Raw genomic sequence first — 15,474 nt, 5'->3', positions numbered from 1 at the left:
ATGTCGATTGAAGTAGGCAGCAAAGTGCAAGGGAAAGTAACAGGCATCACGAATTTCGGAGCGTTCGTTGAGTTACCAACAGGGAAAACTGGTCTTGTTCACATCAGTGAAGTGGCAGATTCTTACGTTAAAGACATCAATGATGTGTTGACGGTTGGTCAAGAAATCACCGTCAAAGTCTTAAGTGTTGAAAACGATGGTAAGATCGGTCTTTCCATCAAAAAAGCCGTCGATCGTCCAGAAGGCGAACGTCCTCGTCCTGCACGTCAGTTCGACCGTGGACCACGTCCAGCAGGACAAGATCGTGGACCACGTTCGTTCGATAACAAAGGACCACGTGGAGGCGGTAACCGTGGAGGCTTCAACAAAGGCGGCCGTGGCACACCACCACCGCGCAAAGAACAATCGTTCGATACGCTGATGTCTAGTTTCCTGAAAGATAGTGAAGATCGTCTTGCTACATTGAAACGTCAAACGGATTCAAAACGTGGCGGACGCGGCGCAAAACGTCAATAACTTGCTGACCTGTTCTTTATAAGAATAGAGATGGAATGACGCCGTTCATTCCATCTTTTATTTTTTTGAAATTATTTTTAGAAAAAGCGTTGACTTTCATTTGACCTGCCCGTATTATAGAAAATGTGCTTAAGACGCACGAGTTAAAAATATGGCGGTGTAGCTCAGCTGGCTAGAGCGTACGGTTCATACCCGTGAGGTCGTGGGTTCGACTCCCTCCGCCGCTACCATATTTTTTTGGCCCGTTGGTCAAGCGGTTAAGACACCGCCCTTTCACGGCGGTAACACGGGTTCGAATCCCGTACGGGTCATTCTCAAAAGCTATCTCTATTATATAGAGATAGCTTTTTTTAGGTTTTAACGGAAAGGGGGAAATCGTTATGGAAGGTGTGCCGTTCGAACCACTTTTAGTAGGTGTTTCGGGAGGTTGTGATTCGATGGTACTCGTCGATCGGTTGTACAAAGAGGGCTACGATATCGCGATTGCGCATGTGCATCATGGATTACGAGAGGCGTCCGACGAAGAAGCGTGCTTTATTAAGGAGTGGGCAACGGCCCGAAAGATATCTTTTTTCATGACGCGTTTAGAATGGACAGGACGTACGAGCTCTCAAGCAGCTTGTCGCGAAGAGAGATATGCGTTTTTTGAACGAATCATGGAAGAGACCGGGCGCTCGCGTCTGATTCTCGCCCATCATCAAGACGATCAAATTGAGACGCTACTCATTCAGCTCATTCGTGGAGAAGCGCAGGTTGATGGTATTCCCGTCGTTCGTCCGTTTGGTAACGGTTGGTTGCATCGACCGTTGCTACATGAATCGAAGCAAACATTACGCGAGTATGCGTTGCAACATGAAGTTCCATGGCGAGAAGATGCGTCAAATGCAGAAACTACTTATTTGCGTAATCAAATCCGGCATACGATTGTTCCATCACTCCGAGACATGCGTCCTGAGTTTGAACAGGCAACGGCAGCGGCAGCACATGCGCGACAGCAAATCATCCGTGAACAGGCGGCATTCGTCGCGACCTATCTCGAACGGTGTAAGGAAGCGAACGGAATTCCGGTCGCACGTATTTTAGAATTACCGACGGATTTACAGCGGCTTGTTTTGCCGACATTAACGGGAGAAATGTTTTCTTCGGATGTGATTCGTCACTTTGTTACATGGCTTCGGGTGGATAAGGGCTCAGACGAAGTGTATTATGGAAACTGGAGGATGCGACGTGCATATGGCTTTTTGATGCAGGATCGTGTGATACGGTCAATGAATGACGATTTATCGTTTCAAGTAGGGGAGAATTTGGGAACGTATCATTATGGTGAACAAATGGTTCGCTTCTCAATCGGAAATCAAGGTATCCCGCTGGACGCGATTGCGTTCCCATTGACGGTACGTCCGCCACGTCCAGGAGATCGGATTCAGCTTGCTGTGGGTTCGAAAAAAGTCAGTCGAATTCTGATTGATGCTAAGGTTCCGCGTTATCTCCGGGAACAGGTTCCGGTCGTCGTCGATGCAAATGGAGTGATTTTAGCCGTCATTGGACATCGAATTGCAATATTCGGGTCATTTGAACTCCTCGCAAAATCTTATTTAATGATAGAATGGTAATGTAGTGTTTATTATGGAGGAGGAATACCTAGCATGACCTTGATGAACGATATGGAAAAAGTACTGATTTCAGAAGAAGAGATCCAAAATAAAGTGGGCGAACTCGCCGGCGAATTGACAGCGGATTATCACGATCGTTTTCCGTTGCTTGTGTGCGTCTTAAAAGGCGCAATGCCGTTCATGTCTGATCTTGTGAAAAAGATGGATATGCATCTTGAAATGGACTTCATGGACGTTTCAACGTATCACGGTGGGACAACATCAACAGGTGAAGTCAAGATTGAAAAAGATTTGAACACATCGGTAGAAGGACGCGACATCTTGATTGTCGAAGATATTATCGACAGCGGATTGACGCTTGGTTACCTTGTCGATCTCTTCAAGTACCGGAAAGCGAAGTCCGTTAAGATCGTGACGTTGCTCGACAAACCAACAGGACGGAAGAATGACTTGCACGCAGATTACAGCGGCTTCGTCATTCCACACGAATTCGTCGTCGGTTATGGTCTGGATTACGAAGAAAAGTATCGTAACCTTCCATACGTAGGTGTCTTGAAACCTGCAGTCTACGGTGGCTAATTATTTTTAATCTCGTCTGTCCCATGATAAGATGAAACCAATTACAAAGCGCGCCCTGTCGCGCCAGGATTCGTATTCATCCACTAGAAAAACGAGATGGATGCGGAGAGGAGGCATAAGATGAACCGAGCAGTGAAGAATACCCTCGTGTTTGGGGTCATTTTTCTAGCTTTGATCTTGTTTCTGCAATACTTGCAGAGTCCAGTGAACAAAAGCAAAGAAATCAATTACACACAGTTTGTCGAGTCTGTTGAAAAAGGTGAAATCAAGACGGCTACCTTCCAATACGAAGGGCAGACGTATAATGTGACAGGAGATTTGCGTGAAAAAGATTCAACGTATGAGACGGTCGTACCGGCTGTTGATACGGAACTAACGGATCTTTATACGCAATTGAAAAGCCAAGGAGTCAAATTGGACTTTAAGGCAGCAGAAACGAATGGTGGTTGGATCGCGTTACTGACGACGATCGTTCCATTCATCATCATCTTCATCCTCTTCTTCTTCTTGATTAATCAAGCACAAGGTGGCGGTGGTGGCGGTCGCGTCATGAACTTCGGGAAATCGAAGGCACGCCTCTATGACACAGAGAAGAAAAAGATTACGTTTGATGATGTAGCCGGCGCAGACGAAGAGAAACAAGAACTCGTCGAAGTCGTTGAATTCTTGAAAGATCCGCGTAAATTCGCGAAACTCGGTGCCCGTATTCCGAAAGGGGTCCTCCTCGTAGGTCCTCCAGGTACAGGTAAGACGTTGCTCGCGCGTGCCGCAGCTGGTGAAGCTGGCGTACCATTCTTCTCGATTTCAGGTTCTGACTTCGTTGAGATGTTCGTCGGTGTCGGGGCATCACGTGTCCGTGACTTGTTCGAAAACGCGAAGAAAAATGCACCATGTATCATCTTCATTGATGAAATCGATGCTGTCGGTCGTCAACGGGGCGCAGGTCTCGGTGGTGGACACGATGAGCGTGAGCAGACATTGAACCAACTTCTCGTCGAGATGGATGGATTCAGTGAAAACGAAGGCATCATCATGATCGCAGCAACGAACCGTGCTGATATTCTTGACCCAGCCTTACTCCGTCCAGGTCGTTTTGACCGTCAAATCACGGTTGACCGTCCAGATGTCATCGGTCGTGAAGCAGTCTTGAAAGTTCACGCGCGGAACAAACCGCTCGATTCAACGGTTGATTTAAAAGCAATCGCACAACGAACACCTGGATTCTCAGGTGCGGATCTTGAAAACCTTCTAAACGAAGCAGCACTTGTTGCCGCTCGGGCAGATCGTGATAAAGTCTCGATCGTTGACCTCGAAGAAGCGATTGACCGCGTTATCGCTGGACCAGCGAAGAAGAGCCGGATCATCTCGCCGAAAGAGAAAAAGATCGTCGCATGGCACGAAGCTGGACATACAATCATCGGTGTCACGCTCGACGATGCGGATGAAGTACACAAGGTAACGATCGTTCCTCGCGGTAACGCGGGTGGATATGTCGTCATGTTGCCAAAAGAAGATCGTTACTTCATGACGAAGCCGGAACTTGAAGATAAGATTACTGGATTGCTCGGTGGTCGTGTCGCAGAGGATATCGTCTTCGGAGAAGTCTCGACTGGGGCAAGCAATGACTTCCAGCGTGCGACAGGTCTTGCACGGAAAATGGTCATGGAGTTTGGGATGAGTGAAAAACTCGGACCGCTTCAATTCGGATCAGGTCAAAGCGGTAACGTCTTCCTCGGCCGTGATTTCCAAAACGAACAGAACTACTCGGATGCAATCGCACACGAGATCGATACGGAAATCCAAGCGATCATCAACCGCTGTTACCAAAAAGCGAAAGATATCCTGACTGAGAAGCGCGATCAGCTCGACTTGATTGCAACGACATTGCTTGAAGTCGAAACACTCGATCAAAAACAAATTCACCACCTCCTAGAGACGGGCGAATACAAAAAACATGAACCAGAAGCAATGACTCCAAAAGCAGAAGAGAAAGCACCGGAATCGACAGATGCAACTGTTGATCAACCGACAGAGTCTCCAACGCAAATGGGTTCAGTCGTTGACGAAGGGAAAAATGTAGATACGGATACACCAGATACGCCGCGTCGCGACGATCAAGTGTAAACGGATGGAACGGATTCGATTGATATCGAATCCGTTCTTTTTTGTGGCAGACCGAGCGAATACACATCGGTAGGTGTGACCATACGAGCATGGTATAATCACAACGTATATAGTTCCGATCGTGAAACAACGGAATACAATCGAAGCATGAAAATTGAGAAGAAGCGGGGAAATAAGCAAATGATTTTAGTCATCGATGTCGGAAATACGAATATCGTCTTAGGTGTCTATCAAGGACAAGAGTTGATTGAGCATTGGCGGATTGCGACAGACCGGACACGGACGACGGACGAATACGGTATGCTCGTCAAAGCGTTGTTCCGTGACGCAGAGCTAAACGTGGAAGAAATCGAGGGAATCGTGTTATCATCTGTCGTACCCCCCGTCGTGTTTCCACTAGAAAATATGTGTGTGCGTTACTTTAAACGCCGTCCGTTCTTGATTGGACCAGGAATCAAGACAGGACTCGATTTAAAAGTCGATAATCCACGAGAAGTGGGAGCCGATCGAATCGTCAACGCGGTAGCAGCGACGGCGAAATACGAGGGACCGATGATCATCGTCGATTTCGGAACAGCGACGACGTATTGTTACATCGATGCACAAAAACGGTATTACGGCGGCATCATCTCACCCGGTGTGATGGTTGCAACCGAGGCACTCTATAATAAGGCAGCAAAATTGCCGCGAATCGAAATCGCGAAACCGCAGTCAGCCATCGGACGGAATACGATCCATGCGATGCAGTCGGGGACCTATTTCGGATATGTGGCACAGGTGGACGGACTCGTTCACCGGATGAAAGAAGAAATGGGAGAAGCGAAGGTCATTGCGACCGGCGGCTTAGCCCGATTAATCAGCGAGGAATCCACGATGATTGAGATCGTCGATCCATTCTTGACGTTAGATGGATTACGGATTATCTACGAACGAAATAAGTGAGGGAATCAAGATGAAACGTGAAGAATTATTAGCACAATTAAAAGATGACTATTTAGTACGGGCGTTAGGCTTCAATGGAGAAGTCCGTGCGTTTGCAATCCGTTCGACGAAGACGGTCTATGAAGCACAACTGCGCCACCAGACGACACCTGTCGTCACAGCAGCGCTCGGTCGGACACTGACGATCGGTGCAATGATGGGTACGATGCAAAAAGGCGATACACGTGTCACATTAAAAGTCGAAGGCGATGGACCGATTGGGAAAATCATCGTCGATGCCGACGCAAAAGGTGTCGTACGTGGATATGTGAGTCGTCCCCGTGTCGAGATGGATACGTATGTCAATGCAGATGGTCTGACGAAACTAAAAGTCGGTGAAGCGGTCGGTCGCGGAAACATCTCTGTCATCAAAGACCTCGGGTTACGTGACTTCGTCGGTGGTCAATCGCCGATTCAAACAGGTGAGATCAGCGAAGACTTTACGTATTACTTCGCTGTATCGGAACAAAGCCCATCGGTCGTTGGGGCTGGCGTTCTCGTTTATCCAGAAGACGAATCAGTTATCGCAGCAGGTGGCTTGATCGTTCAATTGATGCCAGGTGCATCGGAAGAGACGATTGCAGCACTCGAAAAACGTGTTGGAGCCCTTAAACCGATCTCGATTCTCGTCGGTGAGGAAAAAACACCAGAAGAAATGTTAGAACTCGTTCTCGGTGACTACGAACATCTTGATACGATTCCAGTATCATTCGAATGTACGTGTGACCGTGACAAATTAGCGACAGCAATCATTGCCCTTGGACCAGATGAGATTCAAGCGATGATTGATGAAGATGGTGGTGCGGAAGCTGTTTGTCACTTCTGTTCAGAGCATTATCACTATGATGTTCCAGAATTAGAGGAACTTCGCGAAAAATCACTCGAAAGAGCATAAGAGGGATCGAATATGGGGAATGTACAACCTAAGTACTTGTGGATGTTGATCTTCATCTTAATGTTGACGAATTTCATGACCGGTGCTTACGCCTTCATGGGTGAGCTCCCAAAGGTCGATTCTCCTAAAATCGTTCAAGACAGCATCGGTGGTCCGCTCGAGGATGTCGTCGCCGAAGTCGGTGATGAGAAAATCACGCGCGCGATGGTCTATCAGACGATGCGAACGGAACAGGAAAAACAGACGATTGATCGTTTGATTCAAGAAGCGGTCGAACGCCAGACGAAGGATGGAAAAAAGCCGGAAGTCAAACGCTTTGATTGACAGATTTCATCCAGTCCGCTGATAATTAGTTTATCGGATTACTTGGAATTCAAGCGGTTCACTAATGAGGAGGAATGGTCATGCGTATTGCGAATTCAGTATTAGATTTAGTCGGTCGCACCCCGATCGTCAAGTTACATCATCTAACGGGTCCTGAGGATGCAGATGTGTATCTGAAATTGGAGTACATGAACCCTGGATCAAGCGTAAAAGACCGGATCGCGTTATCTATGATTGAGGCCGCAGAAGAAGCGGGTCAACTCAAAGAAGGAGACACGATCATCGAGCCGACGAGTGGGAACACAGGAATCGGACTCGCGATGGTCGCTTCGGCGAAAGGGTACCGCGCCATCCTCGTCATGCCGGAAACGATGAGCATGGAGCGCCGGACGTTGCTTCGCGCCTATGGTGCAGAATTGATTCTGACTCCGGGTCCTGAAGGGATGAAGGGTGCGATCGCTCGCGCGACAGCGGAAGCAGAAGAACACGGTTACTTCATGCCGCAACAATTCAATAACGGTGCTAATCCAGTCGTCCATGAAAAAACGACAGGTCCTGAAATCGTCGAAGCGTTCGAAGGCATGCAACTCGATGCGTTCATCGCGGGAATTGGAACGGGCGGAACGATCACCGGTGCTGGTAAAGTGTTACGCGATGCTTTCCAAGGTATTGAAATCATTGCCGTCGAACCAACGGATTCACCGGTCTTATCAGGTGGTAAACCGGGACCACACAAACTGCAAGGAATCGGTGCTGGGTTCGTGCCGTCGATTCTCGATACAGAGATTTATGATGGTGTTGAGCAAATCACGACGGAAGAAGCATTCGATCACGCACGCCGAGCAGCGAAGACGAATGGTGTCTTAGGTGGTATCTCGTCAGGTGCTGCGATTGCAGCGGCGCTCAAGACAGCGAAACGTCTCGGTAAAGGGAAAAACGTTCTTGCGATCATTCCTTCGAATGGGGAGCGGTACTTAAGTACACCGCTGTATCAAATCGAGGAAGAAGCAGACCAATCGAAGTAATCAACTGGACGTACACGGAAGTCATTCGGCTTCCGTGTACTTTTTTGCGTATAATGAGAGCAGAATAGTGTGAAGTGGGGGACGCGTATGCGACAGACGAAATACAAAGCAGTACCATGGACGAAAGAACAATTTTACAATCGATATGTTGAACAGACGAATGGCACAACGGGACACGTCTGGCTCGAAAGCGGTCGAATCGGCCGATATACGATGGCGGCGACTCGTCCTGTCGGATACGTTCGGACAAAGGACGGAACGACGACGATTGAGACAGATGGAAAAGTCGAGACATCGACGGCGAATCCGTTTGATGTACTCGAACAGCTCCGCGTCGACCGTGAATCGATCCGACCGGATGGAATGCCACCGTTCTTTGGTGGGTTTGCCGGATACGTCAGTTATGATGCCGTCCGTTATTTAGAAAAGCTACCTGAACGAGCGATGGATGATTTGCAAACACCCGATCTATCATTTTACTGGTACGATGAAGTCGCCGTGTTTGATGAAGAAACGAAGCAATTGTTCATTGCCGTGACACGAGACACAGCAGAAGAAGCAGAGCGAGTTCTTGAAACGGAAGTCGCGCGTTGGTGCATCGAGACGGATGCACCTCAATTTACACCGACTGGTTTATCAGGTGAGCGAGAACGGGCTTTCGGGCAGGAAGCGTTCATGACAGCGGCACACCGGATTAAATCCTATATTGAGGACGGTGACGTTTTCCAAGTTAATTTGTCCGTCCGTCAACAGGAACCGCTTGGGACGACAGCGGAACATTTGTATGATGTATTACGACAAGTCAATCCTTCTCCATACATGGGTTACTTTGCGGATGAAGATTTAACACTCGTGTCCGCCTCACCCGAGTTGCTCGTCGAAAAAATCGGTGATGCGTTAGCGACACGTCCGATTGCCGGAACACGGCCGCGCGGGAAGGATGAAGCGGAGGATTTACGACTTGCGAAAACCTTACTCGATAATGAAAAAGAACGGGCAGAGCATGTGATGCTTGTTGATTTAGAGCGGAATGATTTAGGACGCGTCAGTCGTTATGGTACGGTTCATGTCGATGAGCTGATGGTGATCGAGAAATACTCGCACGTACAACACATCGTCTCAAACGTCAGAGGGGAAGTAGCTCCGGAACACTCTGGGAGTCAGGTGCTCGCTGCGATGTTCCCAGGTGGTACGATCACTGGCGCACCAAAAATCCGGACGATGGAAATCATTGAAGAACTGGAACCGGTCCGGCGCGGTATCTATACTGGGTCGCTTGGCTTCATCAGTTGGGCGGATGATGTCATTTTCAATATCTTGATCCGGACACTCGTCGCAAAAGACGGGATGGCATATGTTCAAGCAGGTGCTGGAGTCGTCACAGATTCGGACGCAGCACGTGAATACGAAGAGTCACTTAGTAAAGCCAAAGCGTTATGGGTGACAAAAGAAACAGCGGAGGGAACGCAATGATTGTATTGATTGATAACTATGATTCCTTTACGTACAACTTAGTCCAGTATTTCGGCGAACTTGGGCAAGACATCCGGGTATTTCGCAACGACGCGATCACCCTTGCGGAAATCGAAGCGTTGCAACCGGATCATCTGGTCATCTCACCGGGCCCCTGTACACCGAATGAAGCGGGGATCAGTCTAGAAGCGATTGCTTATTTTGCTGGGAAGGTGCCGATACTAGGGGTCTGCTTAGGTCATCAAGCGATTGGACAAGTATTCGGTGGTAAAGTCGTCCGCGCGAAGGAATTGATGCACGGAAAAGTCTCGCCACTGACGCATGACGGACAAGGCATCTTTGAACGAATCCCACAAGCGACGCCGGTGACACGTTATCACTCGCTCGTCGTTGAACGCGAGACATTCCCGGAAGTGCTCGAAGTGACGGCGGAATCCGGTGGGGAGATCATGGCACTCCGTCACCGGACGTTGCCGATTCTCGGTGTCCAGTTCCATCCGGAAGCGATTTTGACGCGAGACGGGAAGCAGATGTTAAAAAATTTCTTGGAGTTGACGCATTATGTATCTCTGGCATGACGGAACCATTAAACGAGAAGAAGAAGTACGCATCTCCCCGCTCGATCACGGATTCGTCTACGGGATGGGTGTATTCGAGACGTTTCGGACCTATAACGGACATCCGTTTTTGTTCGATGATCATATTGAACGCTTACGGATGAGTTGTGTCGCACTCGGAATCCAGCTAGCATATGATCGGGAAGCCTTACGGCAAGCGATCCAAGATTTATATGCGGCATATGGGGCGAACGATTTATACATTCGGTTGAACGTCTCTGCCGGTCCACGTGAGATCGGTTTATCAATCGATCCTTACGACACGCCGACCGTGTTGATCTATGCGAAACCAATCGCTCCGCGAAAACGGGCGGAACGTGCACTCGAGACGATTCGTTTACCGCGCAGTACACCGGAGACGACTTACCGCTTGAAGTCACATCATTACATGAACAATCTAGTGGCGAAACGCCAATTGTTCAATCCGGAAGCAGAAGGGTTGTTTTTGACGAAGGAAGGTCATGTCTGTGAGGGCATTACGTCAAACATCTTTTGGCGTTACGGAAGTACATGGTATACGTCACCGCTTGAAACCGGTGCACTGAACGGGATTACCCGTCAGTTCCTCATGCAATATGTACCGGTCGAAGAACGCTTGGCTTATTTACCGCAGCTCGAAGAAGCAGATGAGATCATCTATACGAATTCCGTTCAGGAAGCGGTCGCTATTTCGTCACTTGACGGACGCCCTTTCCCTGGAATCAACGGAACAGGATATGCACAAATCATGACGCTGTTCGATCAATCCGTCGAACAGGTGACGACAAGGAGAGAACAACGATGACTTACATCATGGGTATCTTGAACGTGACACCGGACTCCTTTTCGGACGGTGGACAATATGTCGATGTCGAGCAAGCGATGCGGCAAGCGCGTCAGCTCGTCGCGGATGGAGCAGATGCAATCGATGTCGGTGGAGAATCGACACGACCGGGTGCAGCATTCGTATCAGTCGAAGAAGAACTCACCCGTGTTTTACCGATCATCAAGCGCATCAAACGAGAGCTGAACGTCCTCGTATCGATCGATACGTACAAACCGGTCGTCGCAGAGGCTGCTATTGAAGCAGGAGCAGATATCATCAACGATGTTTGGGGCTCGAAGTGGGGCGATCGTTCGATGGTCAACGTTGCTGCGCAGTATAAAGTACCCATCATTTTGATGCATAACCGGGAGACGGCGCATGGGACAGATATGCTGGCAGAAGTCCGGGCTGACCTTGAGGAATCGATTCGGTTAGCAAAACAGGCAGGCGTAGCGGAAGAGCATATTTGGCTCGACCCTGGGATTGGATTCATGAAGACGCATGAAGAGAACTTGTACCTGATGCGTCATCTATCGATCGTAACGGACTTCGGGTATCCGGTTTTACTCGGAACGTCCCGTAAATCGATGATCGGACTTGCGCTCGGATTACCGACAGAAGAACGACTCGAAGGAACGATTGCGACGGTGTGTTACGGAATTCAACAAGGATGTGACTGGATGCGTGTGCATGACGTCAAAGAAGTCAAACGGGCAGCGCAGATGATGGACATCATGTTGGCTGCGACGAAGGGGGAATAACGGTGGATCGAATTCATGTAACAGGAATGCGTTTTTATGGGTACCACGGTGTATTCGCAGAAGAGACGAAACTCGGTCAACGCTTCAATGTCGACTTATCGATCGGACTTGCATTGGCAGAAGCCGGTCGGACGGATGATTTGACGAAAAGTGTCAATTACGCCGAATTGTATGAAGCGACGAAACGTGTCGTCGAAGGAGAACCGCTCCAACTCGTCGAAGCCTTGGCGGACCGTATTGCAAAAGCAGTATTTGCGTTAGACGAACAAATTCAAGAAGCGTCGATCAAGGTCATCAAACCGGATCCGCCGATTGCCGGTCATTATGAACATGTGGCGGTCGAGATCAATCGCCTTCGGGAGGACTATGCATGAAGGAAGCTTACATTGCACTCGGCTCGAACATCGGCGATAAAGCGGCTCACTTAAGAGCAGCGATTGCTCGCCTGAGAGCCTTATCGTCCGTTCATGACGTAAAGACCTCTTCCATTTATGAGACGGTACCTGTCGGGTATCTCGAGCAGGATTTATTCTATAATATGGTCGTCGCGATTCAAACGACGGATGAGGCATCTGTCTTACTTGGGCGACTGCAGGAAATTGAACAGCTAGAAGGACGCGAGCGTTTGTTCAAAAATGGACCACGAACGCTTGACTTAGATATTTTGCTATATGAGGAAGAACGCATTGACCTCGAAGGATTAACCGTTCCGCATCCGCGGATGCAAGAGCGGGCATTCGTCCTCGCACCATTACGTGAACTCGCAGCAACATGCGTCATACCCGGTCTTGAGCAAAGTGTCGAGCAGTTGTATCAGCAGTTACCAGAGACAGAACGAAACGGTGTACGACGGTTAGGTGGGCTTTTAGAAGCGGAGGAACAATAATGGAATTTAACATTGGTGATGTCAAACTGAAGAATCAAGTCATCTTGGCACCGATGGCAGGCGTCTGTAATCCGGCGTTTCGGTTAATCGCAAAGGAGTTTGGTGCAGGACTCGTCTGTGCGGAGATGGTCAGCGATAAAGGGATCTTGTACGAAAACGAACGGACGCTTCAGATGCTGTACGTGGATGAGCGGGAAAAACCGCTCAGTCTTCAAATCTATGGCGGTTCAAAAGAGACACTCGTTCAAGCGGCACGATATGTCGAAGCGAACACGAATGCCGACATCATTGACATCAACATGGGCTGTCCCGTCCCGAAAGTCACGAAAAGCGATGCTGGAGCGAAATGGTTGCTTGATCCAGATAAGGTATATGAGATGGTTCATGCGGTGACGCAAGCGATCGATAAACCCGTTACTGTTAAGATGCGGACCGGCTGGGACAGCCATCACATCTATTGTGTCGATAATGTCAAAGCAGCAGAAGCGGGTGGGGCGAAAGCTGTAGCCATCCACGGGCGGACACGTTCGCAAAAGTATGAAGGGGTCGCAGACTGGAACATCATTGGCGAAGCGAAAAAAGCGGTCAACATCCCAATCATCGGAAATGGAGATGTTCAGACGCCGCAAGATGCAAAACGGATGATTGATGAGATCGGCGTCGACGGTGTCATGATCGGACGGGCCGCTCTCGGGAACCCGTGGATGTTGTATCAGACGATCCAGTACCTCGAATCAGGAACGCTTCCAGCAGAACCGACGGCGCGTGAGAAGATTGATATTTGTCTCTTGCATGCCACACGACTAGTCGCGCTAAAGGGAGAAGAACTCGCCGTACGCGAAATGCGGACACATGTCGCCTGGTATTTGAAAGGAATGAAGGGGAACGGTCGCGTTCGCAATGCGTTATTCAATATCGACACACACGCAGGACTCGTCGAACTGTTACAGCAGTACTTGCAGACACTCGAAGAAGACGTAGCATATGCCTAACAGGTAAAGTATAGTCGGACAGCGTCGTTTTGTGGTACGCTAGTTGCATTGAAGATGAGCGTATCGGTTTTCTAAAGGGCTGTCGGTCATTCCGGCAGCTTTTTATTCGAGAGAATCGTCGTGAACCATTATTAAAAGGAGTGAAGAGAGTGAGTCAGGATATGGAAATGAACGATCAAATGCAGGTGCGTCTCGGTAAGATGAACGCCATGCGTGAACAAGGTCTCGATCCATTCGGCGCACGTTTTGAACGTTCGACGGATACCGCGAGCATTCGTGCATCGTTTGGTGAACATACAAAAGAAGAGTTGGCTGAACTGAAACCGGAAGTTGCCATCGCGGGTCGTGTCATGACGACACGTCGTAAAGGGAAGGTTGGCTTTACGAACGTTCAGGATGTACAAGGTCAAATTCAGTTGTATGTCCGTAAAGATGATGTCGGTGAAGAGGCGTATGAGATCTATAAGACATGTGACTTAGGTGACATCGTTGGGATCCAAGGATACGTGTTCAAAACGAATGTTGGTGAACTCTCTGTTCACGTCACAGCATTTACGTTATTAACAAAAGCATTACGTCCGCTTCCGGATAAATATCACGGATTAAAAGATATCGAGCAACGCTATCGTCAGCGTTACCTCGACCTCATTACGAACCAAGAATCACGTGAGACATTCATCGCGCGGAGTAAAGTCATTCGTGGAATTCGTCAATATCTCGATAACCTCGGATACTTGGAAGTCGAAACACCAATGTTGCATACGATTGCGGGTGGAGCATCGGCTCGTCCGTTCATCACGCATCATAATGCACTCGACATGACGCTTTACATGCGGATTGCGATCGAGCTCCATTTGAAACGTTTGATCGTCGGTGGACTTGAGAAAGTCTACGAAATCGGTCGTGTGTTCCGTAATGAAGGAATCTCAACACGCCATAACCCAGAGTTTACGATGATCGAACTCTATGAAGCGTATGCGGATTATAAAGACATCATGAACTTAACAGAGAACCTGATCGCTCACGTCGCACAAGAAGTACTCGGTACGACACAAGTCACTTACGGAGAAGACGTCATCGACCTATCTGTCGGTTGGAAACGAGCACACATGGTCGATCTTGTTAAAGAAGCGACAGGTGTCGACTTCTTTGAACAGATTTCAAACGAACGTGCTCTCGAACTAGCGCATGAACACGGTGTTGAAGTCCAGTCGCACATGACGACGGGACATATCTTGAATGAGTTCTTCGAACAAAAAGTAGAAGAGACACTCGTTCAACCAACATTCGTCTATGGTCATCCTGTTGAAGTATCGCCACTTGCGAAGAAAAATCCAGAGGATCCACGCTTTACGGATCGCTTTGAATTATTCATCGTCCGTCGTGAACATGCGAATGCCTTCACGGAATTGAACGATCCAATCGATCAACGTGAACGTTTCGAAGCACAACTCGTCGAAAAAGAAGCAGGAAACGACGAAGCACATGAAATGGATACAGACTTCATTGAAGCACTCGAGTACGGTATGCCGCCAACGGGTGGTCTTGGCATCGGGATCGATCGTCTCGTCATGTTGTTGACGAATGCGCCATCGATTCGTGATGTATTACTCTTCCCAACGATGCGTCACCAACAAAATTAATGAGTAGAGCTCCGTTTCTTCTATAGCTTATAGAAGGAACGGAGCGTTCTTTTTGAAGTCAATGTAGGGATAAACGAGTCAAAAAACGGGTAAATAAAAGTTTTTAAATGTTTTTCTAATAAAATGCTTGTACGATTCGAAAAGCCATGGTATATTACTTCTTGTGCCGCGAATGGTCGTGACACACAAAAATAAATATCAAAAAAGTTGTTGACAATCGGGTTGATAACTTGTTAAGAT

The 15,474-nt window shown here is 48.5% G+C and carries 16 protein-coding genes and 2 tRNA genes; all 18 read left to right on the top strand.

The window, feature by feature from the left end:
* The 18 genes from N179_RS15915 (at position 1) to lysS (ending at position 15,234) form a co-directional block, all read left to right on the top strand.
* Positions 1–516: a S1 domain-containing RNA-binding protein gene (locus N179_RS15915; protein ID WP_023466558.1), complete on the top strand. Its 516-nt coding sequence runs from the start codon at positions 1–3 to the stop codon at positions 514–516.
* 153 nt (positions 517–669) lie between these two features.
* Positions 670–746 (top strand) — tRNA-Met (locus N179_RS15910).
* Between the two features lie 9 nt (positions 747–755).
* Positions 756–827: transfer RNA gene (locus N179_RS15905), tRNA-Glu, on the top strand.
* Between the two features lie 69 nt (positions 828–896).
* Entirely contained in the window at positions 897–2,129 is a 1,233-nt protein-coding gene (gene tilS, locus N179_RS15900) for a tRNA lysidine(34) synthetase TilS (RefSeq protein WP_055966560.1), read from the top strand.
* Positions 2,130–2,162: 33 nt separating this feature from the next.
* Complete coding sequence (hpt, locus tag N179_RS15895; RefSeq protein WP_023466560.1) at positions 2,163–2,708, top strand: hypoxanthine phosphoribosyltransferase; 546 nt, start codon at positions 2,163–2,165, stop codon at positions 2,706–2,708.
* Positions 2,709–2,828: 120 nt separating this feature from the next.
* Complete coding sequence (ftsH, locus tag N179_RS15890; RefSeq protein WP_075643142.1) at positions 2,829–4,832, top strand: ATP-dependent zinc metalloprotease FtsH; 2,004 nt, start codon at positions 2,829–2,831, stop codon at positions 4,830–4,832.
* Positions 4,833–5,012: 180 nt separating this feature from the next.
* On the top strand, positions 5,013–5,774 hold the full coding sequence (locus N179_RS15885; RefSeq protein ID WP_035399500.1) for a type III pantothenate kinase: 762 nt from the start codon (positions 5,013–5,015) through the stop codon (positions 5,772–5,774).
* A 10-nt stretch (positions 5,775–5,784) separates the two neighbouring features.
* A complete protein-coding gene (hslO, locus tag N179_RS15880; RefSeq protein ID WP_023466563.1) occupies positions 5,785–6,708 on the top strand; it encodes an Hsp33 family molecular chaperone HslO in 924 nt (307 codons plus the stop codon).
* Positions 6,709–6,720: 12 nt separating this feature from the next.
* Positions 6,721–7,032: a SurA N-terminal domain-containing protein gene (locus tag N179_RS15875; protein ID WP_023466564.1), complete on the top strand. Its 312-nt coding sequence runs from the start codon at positions 6,721–6,723 to the stop codon at positions 7,030–7,032.
* Positions 7,033–7,112: 80 nt separating this feature from the next.
* Entirely contained in the window at positions 7,113–8,057 is a 945-nt protein-coding gene (gene cysK / locus N179_RS15870; RefSeq protein WP_023466565.1) for a cysteine synthase A, read from the top strand.
* A gap of 87 nt (positions 8,058–8,144) precedes the next feature.
* The gene (locus tag N179_RS15865) at positions 8,145–9,530 is read left to right on the top strand and encodes an anthranilate synthase component I family protein (protein ID WP_023466566.1); all 1,386 of its coding nucleotides are present in this window, start codon (positions 8,145–8,147) and stop codon (positions 9,528–9,530) included.
* Positions 9,527–10,108 carry an anthranilate synthase component II gene (locus tag N179_RS15860; RefSeq protein ID WP_023466567.1) on the top strand — a complete coding sequence of 194 codons (582 nt, stop codon included), beginning with the start codon at positions 9,527–9,529 and terminating at the stop codon, positions 10,106–10,108. Before N179_RS15865 ends, N179_RS15860 begins: the two co-directional genes overlap by 4 nt.
* Positions 10,092–10,931, top strand: coding sequence for an aminotransferase class IV (locus N179_RS15855; protein ID WP_023466569.1), 840 nt, complete (start codon positions 10,092–10,094; stop codon positions 10,929–10,931). The genes N179_RS15860 and N179_RS15855 overlap by 17 nt, the downstream gene beginning before the upstream one ends.
* Positions 10,928–11,713, top strand: a complete 786-nt coding sequence (gene folP, locus N179_RS15850; protein ID WP_023466570.1) for a dihydropteroate synthase — start codon at positions 10,928–10,930, stop codon at positions 11,711–11,713. The genes N179_RS15855 and folP overlap by 4 nt, the downstream gene beginning before the upstream one ends.
* Before the next feature lie 2 nt (positions 11,714–11,715).
* On the top strand, positions 11,716–12,087 hold the full coding sequence (gene folB / locus N179_RS15845) for a dihydroneopterin aldolase (RefSeq protein ID WP_075643141.1): 372 nt from the start codon (positions 11,716–11,718) through the stop codon (positions 12,085–12,087).
* The gene (folK, locus tag N179_RS15840) at positions 12,084–12,599 is read left to right on the top strand and encodes a 2-amino-4-hydroxy-6-hydroxymethyldihydropteridine diphosphokinase (protein ID WP_075643140.1); all 516 of its coding nucleotides are present in this window, start codon (positions 12,084–12,086) and stop codon (positions 12,597–12,599) included. Before folB ends, folK begins: the two co-directional genes overlap by 4 nt.
* Complete coding sequence (gene dusB / locus N179_RS15835) at positions 12,599–13,591, top strand: tRNA dihydrouridine synthase DusB (protein WP_023466575.1); 993 nt, start codon at positions 12,599–12,601, stop codon at positions 13,589–13,591. The genes folK and dusB overlap by 1 nt, the downstream gene beginning before the upstream one ends.
* A 161-nt stretch (positions 13,592–13,752) precedes the next feature.
* Positions 13,753–15,234, top strand: a complete 1,482-nt coding sequence (lysS, locus tag N179_RS15830) for a lysine--tRNA ligase (RefSeq protein WP_087682563.1) — start codon at positions 13,753–13,755, stop codon at positions 15,232–15,234.
* The last annotated feature ends 240 nt before the right edge of the window (positions 15,235–15,474 follow it).

The sequence above is a fragment of the Exiguobacterium indicum HHS 31 genome, assembly GCF_001939065.1.
Taxonomy (GTDB): Bacteria; Bacillota; Bacilli; order Exiguobacteriales; family Exiguobacteriaceae; genus Exiguobacterium_A; species Exiguobacterium_A indicum.
The sequence above is the reverse complement of the archived record's forward strand: the minus strand, read 5'-3'. Positions and strand labels throughout refer to the sequence as shown.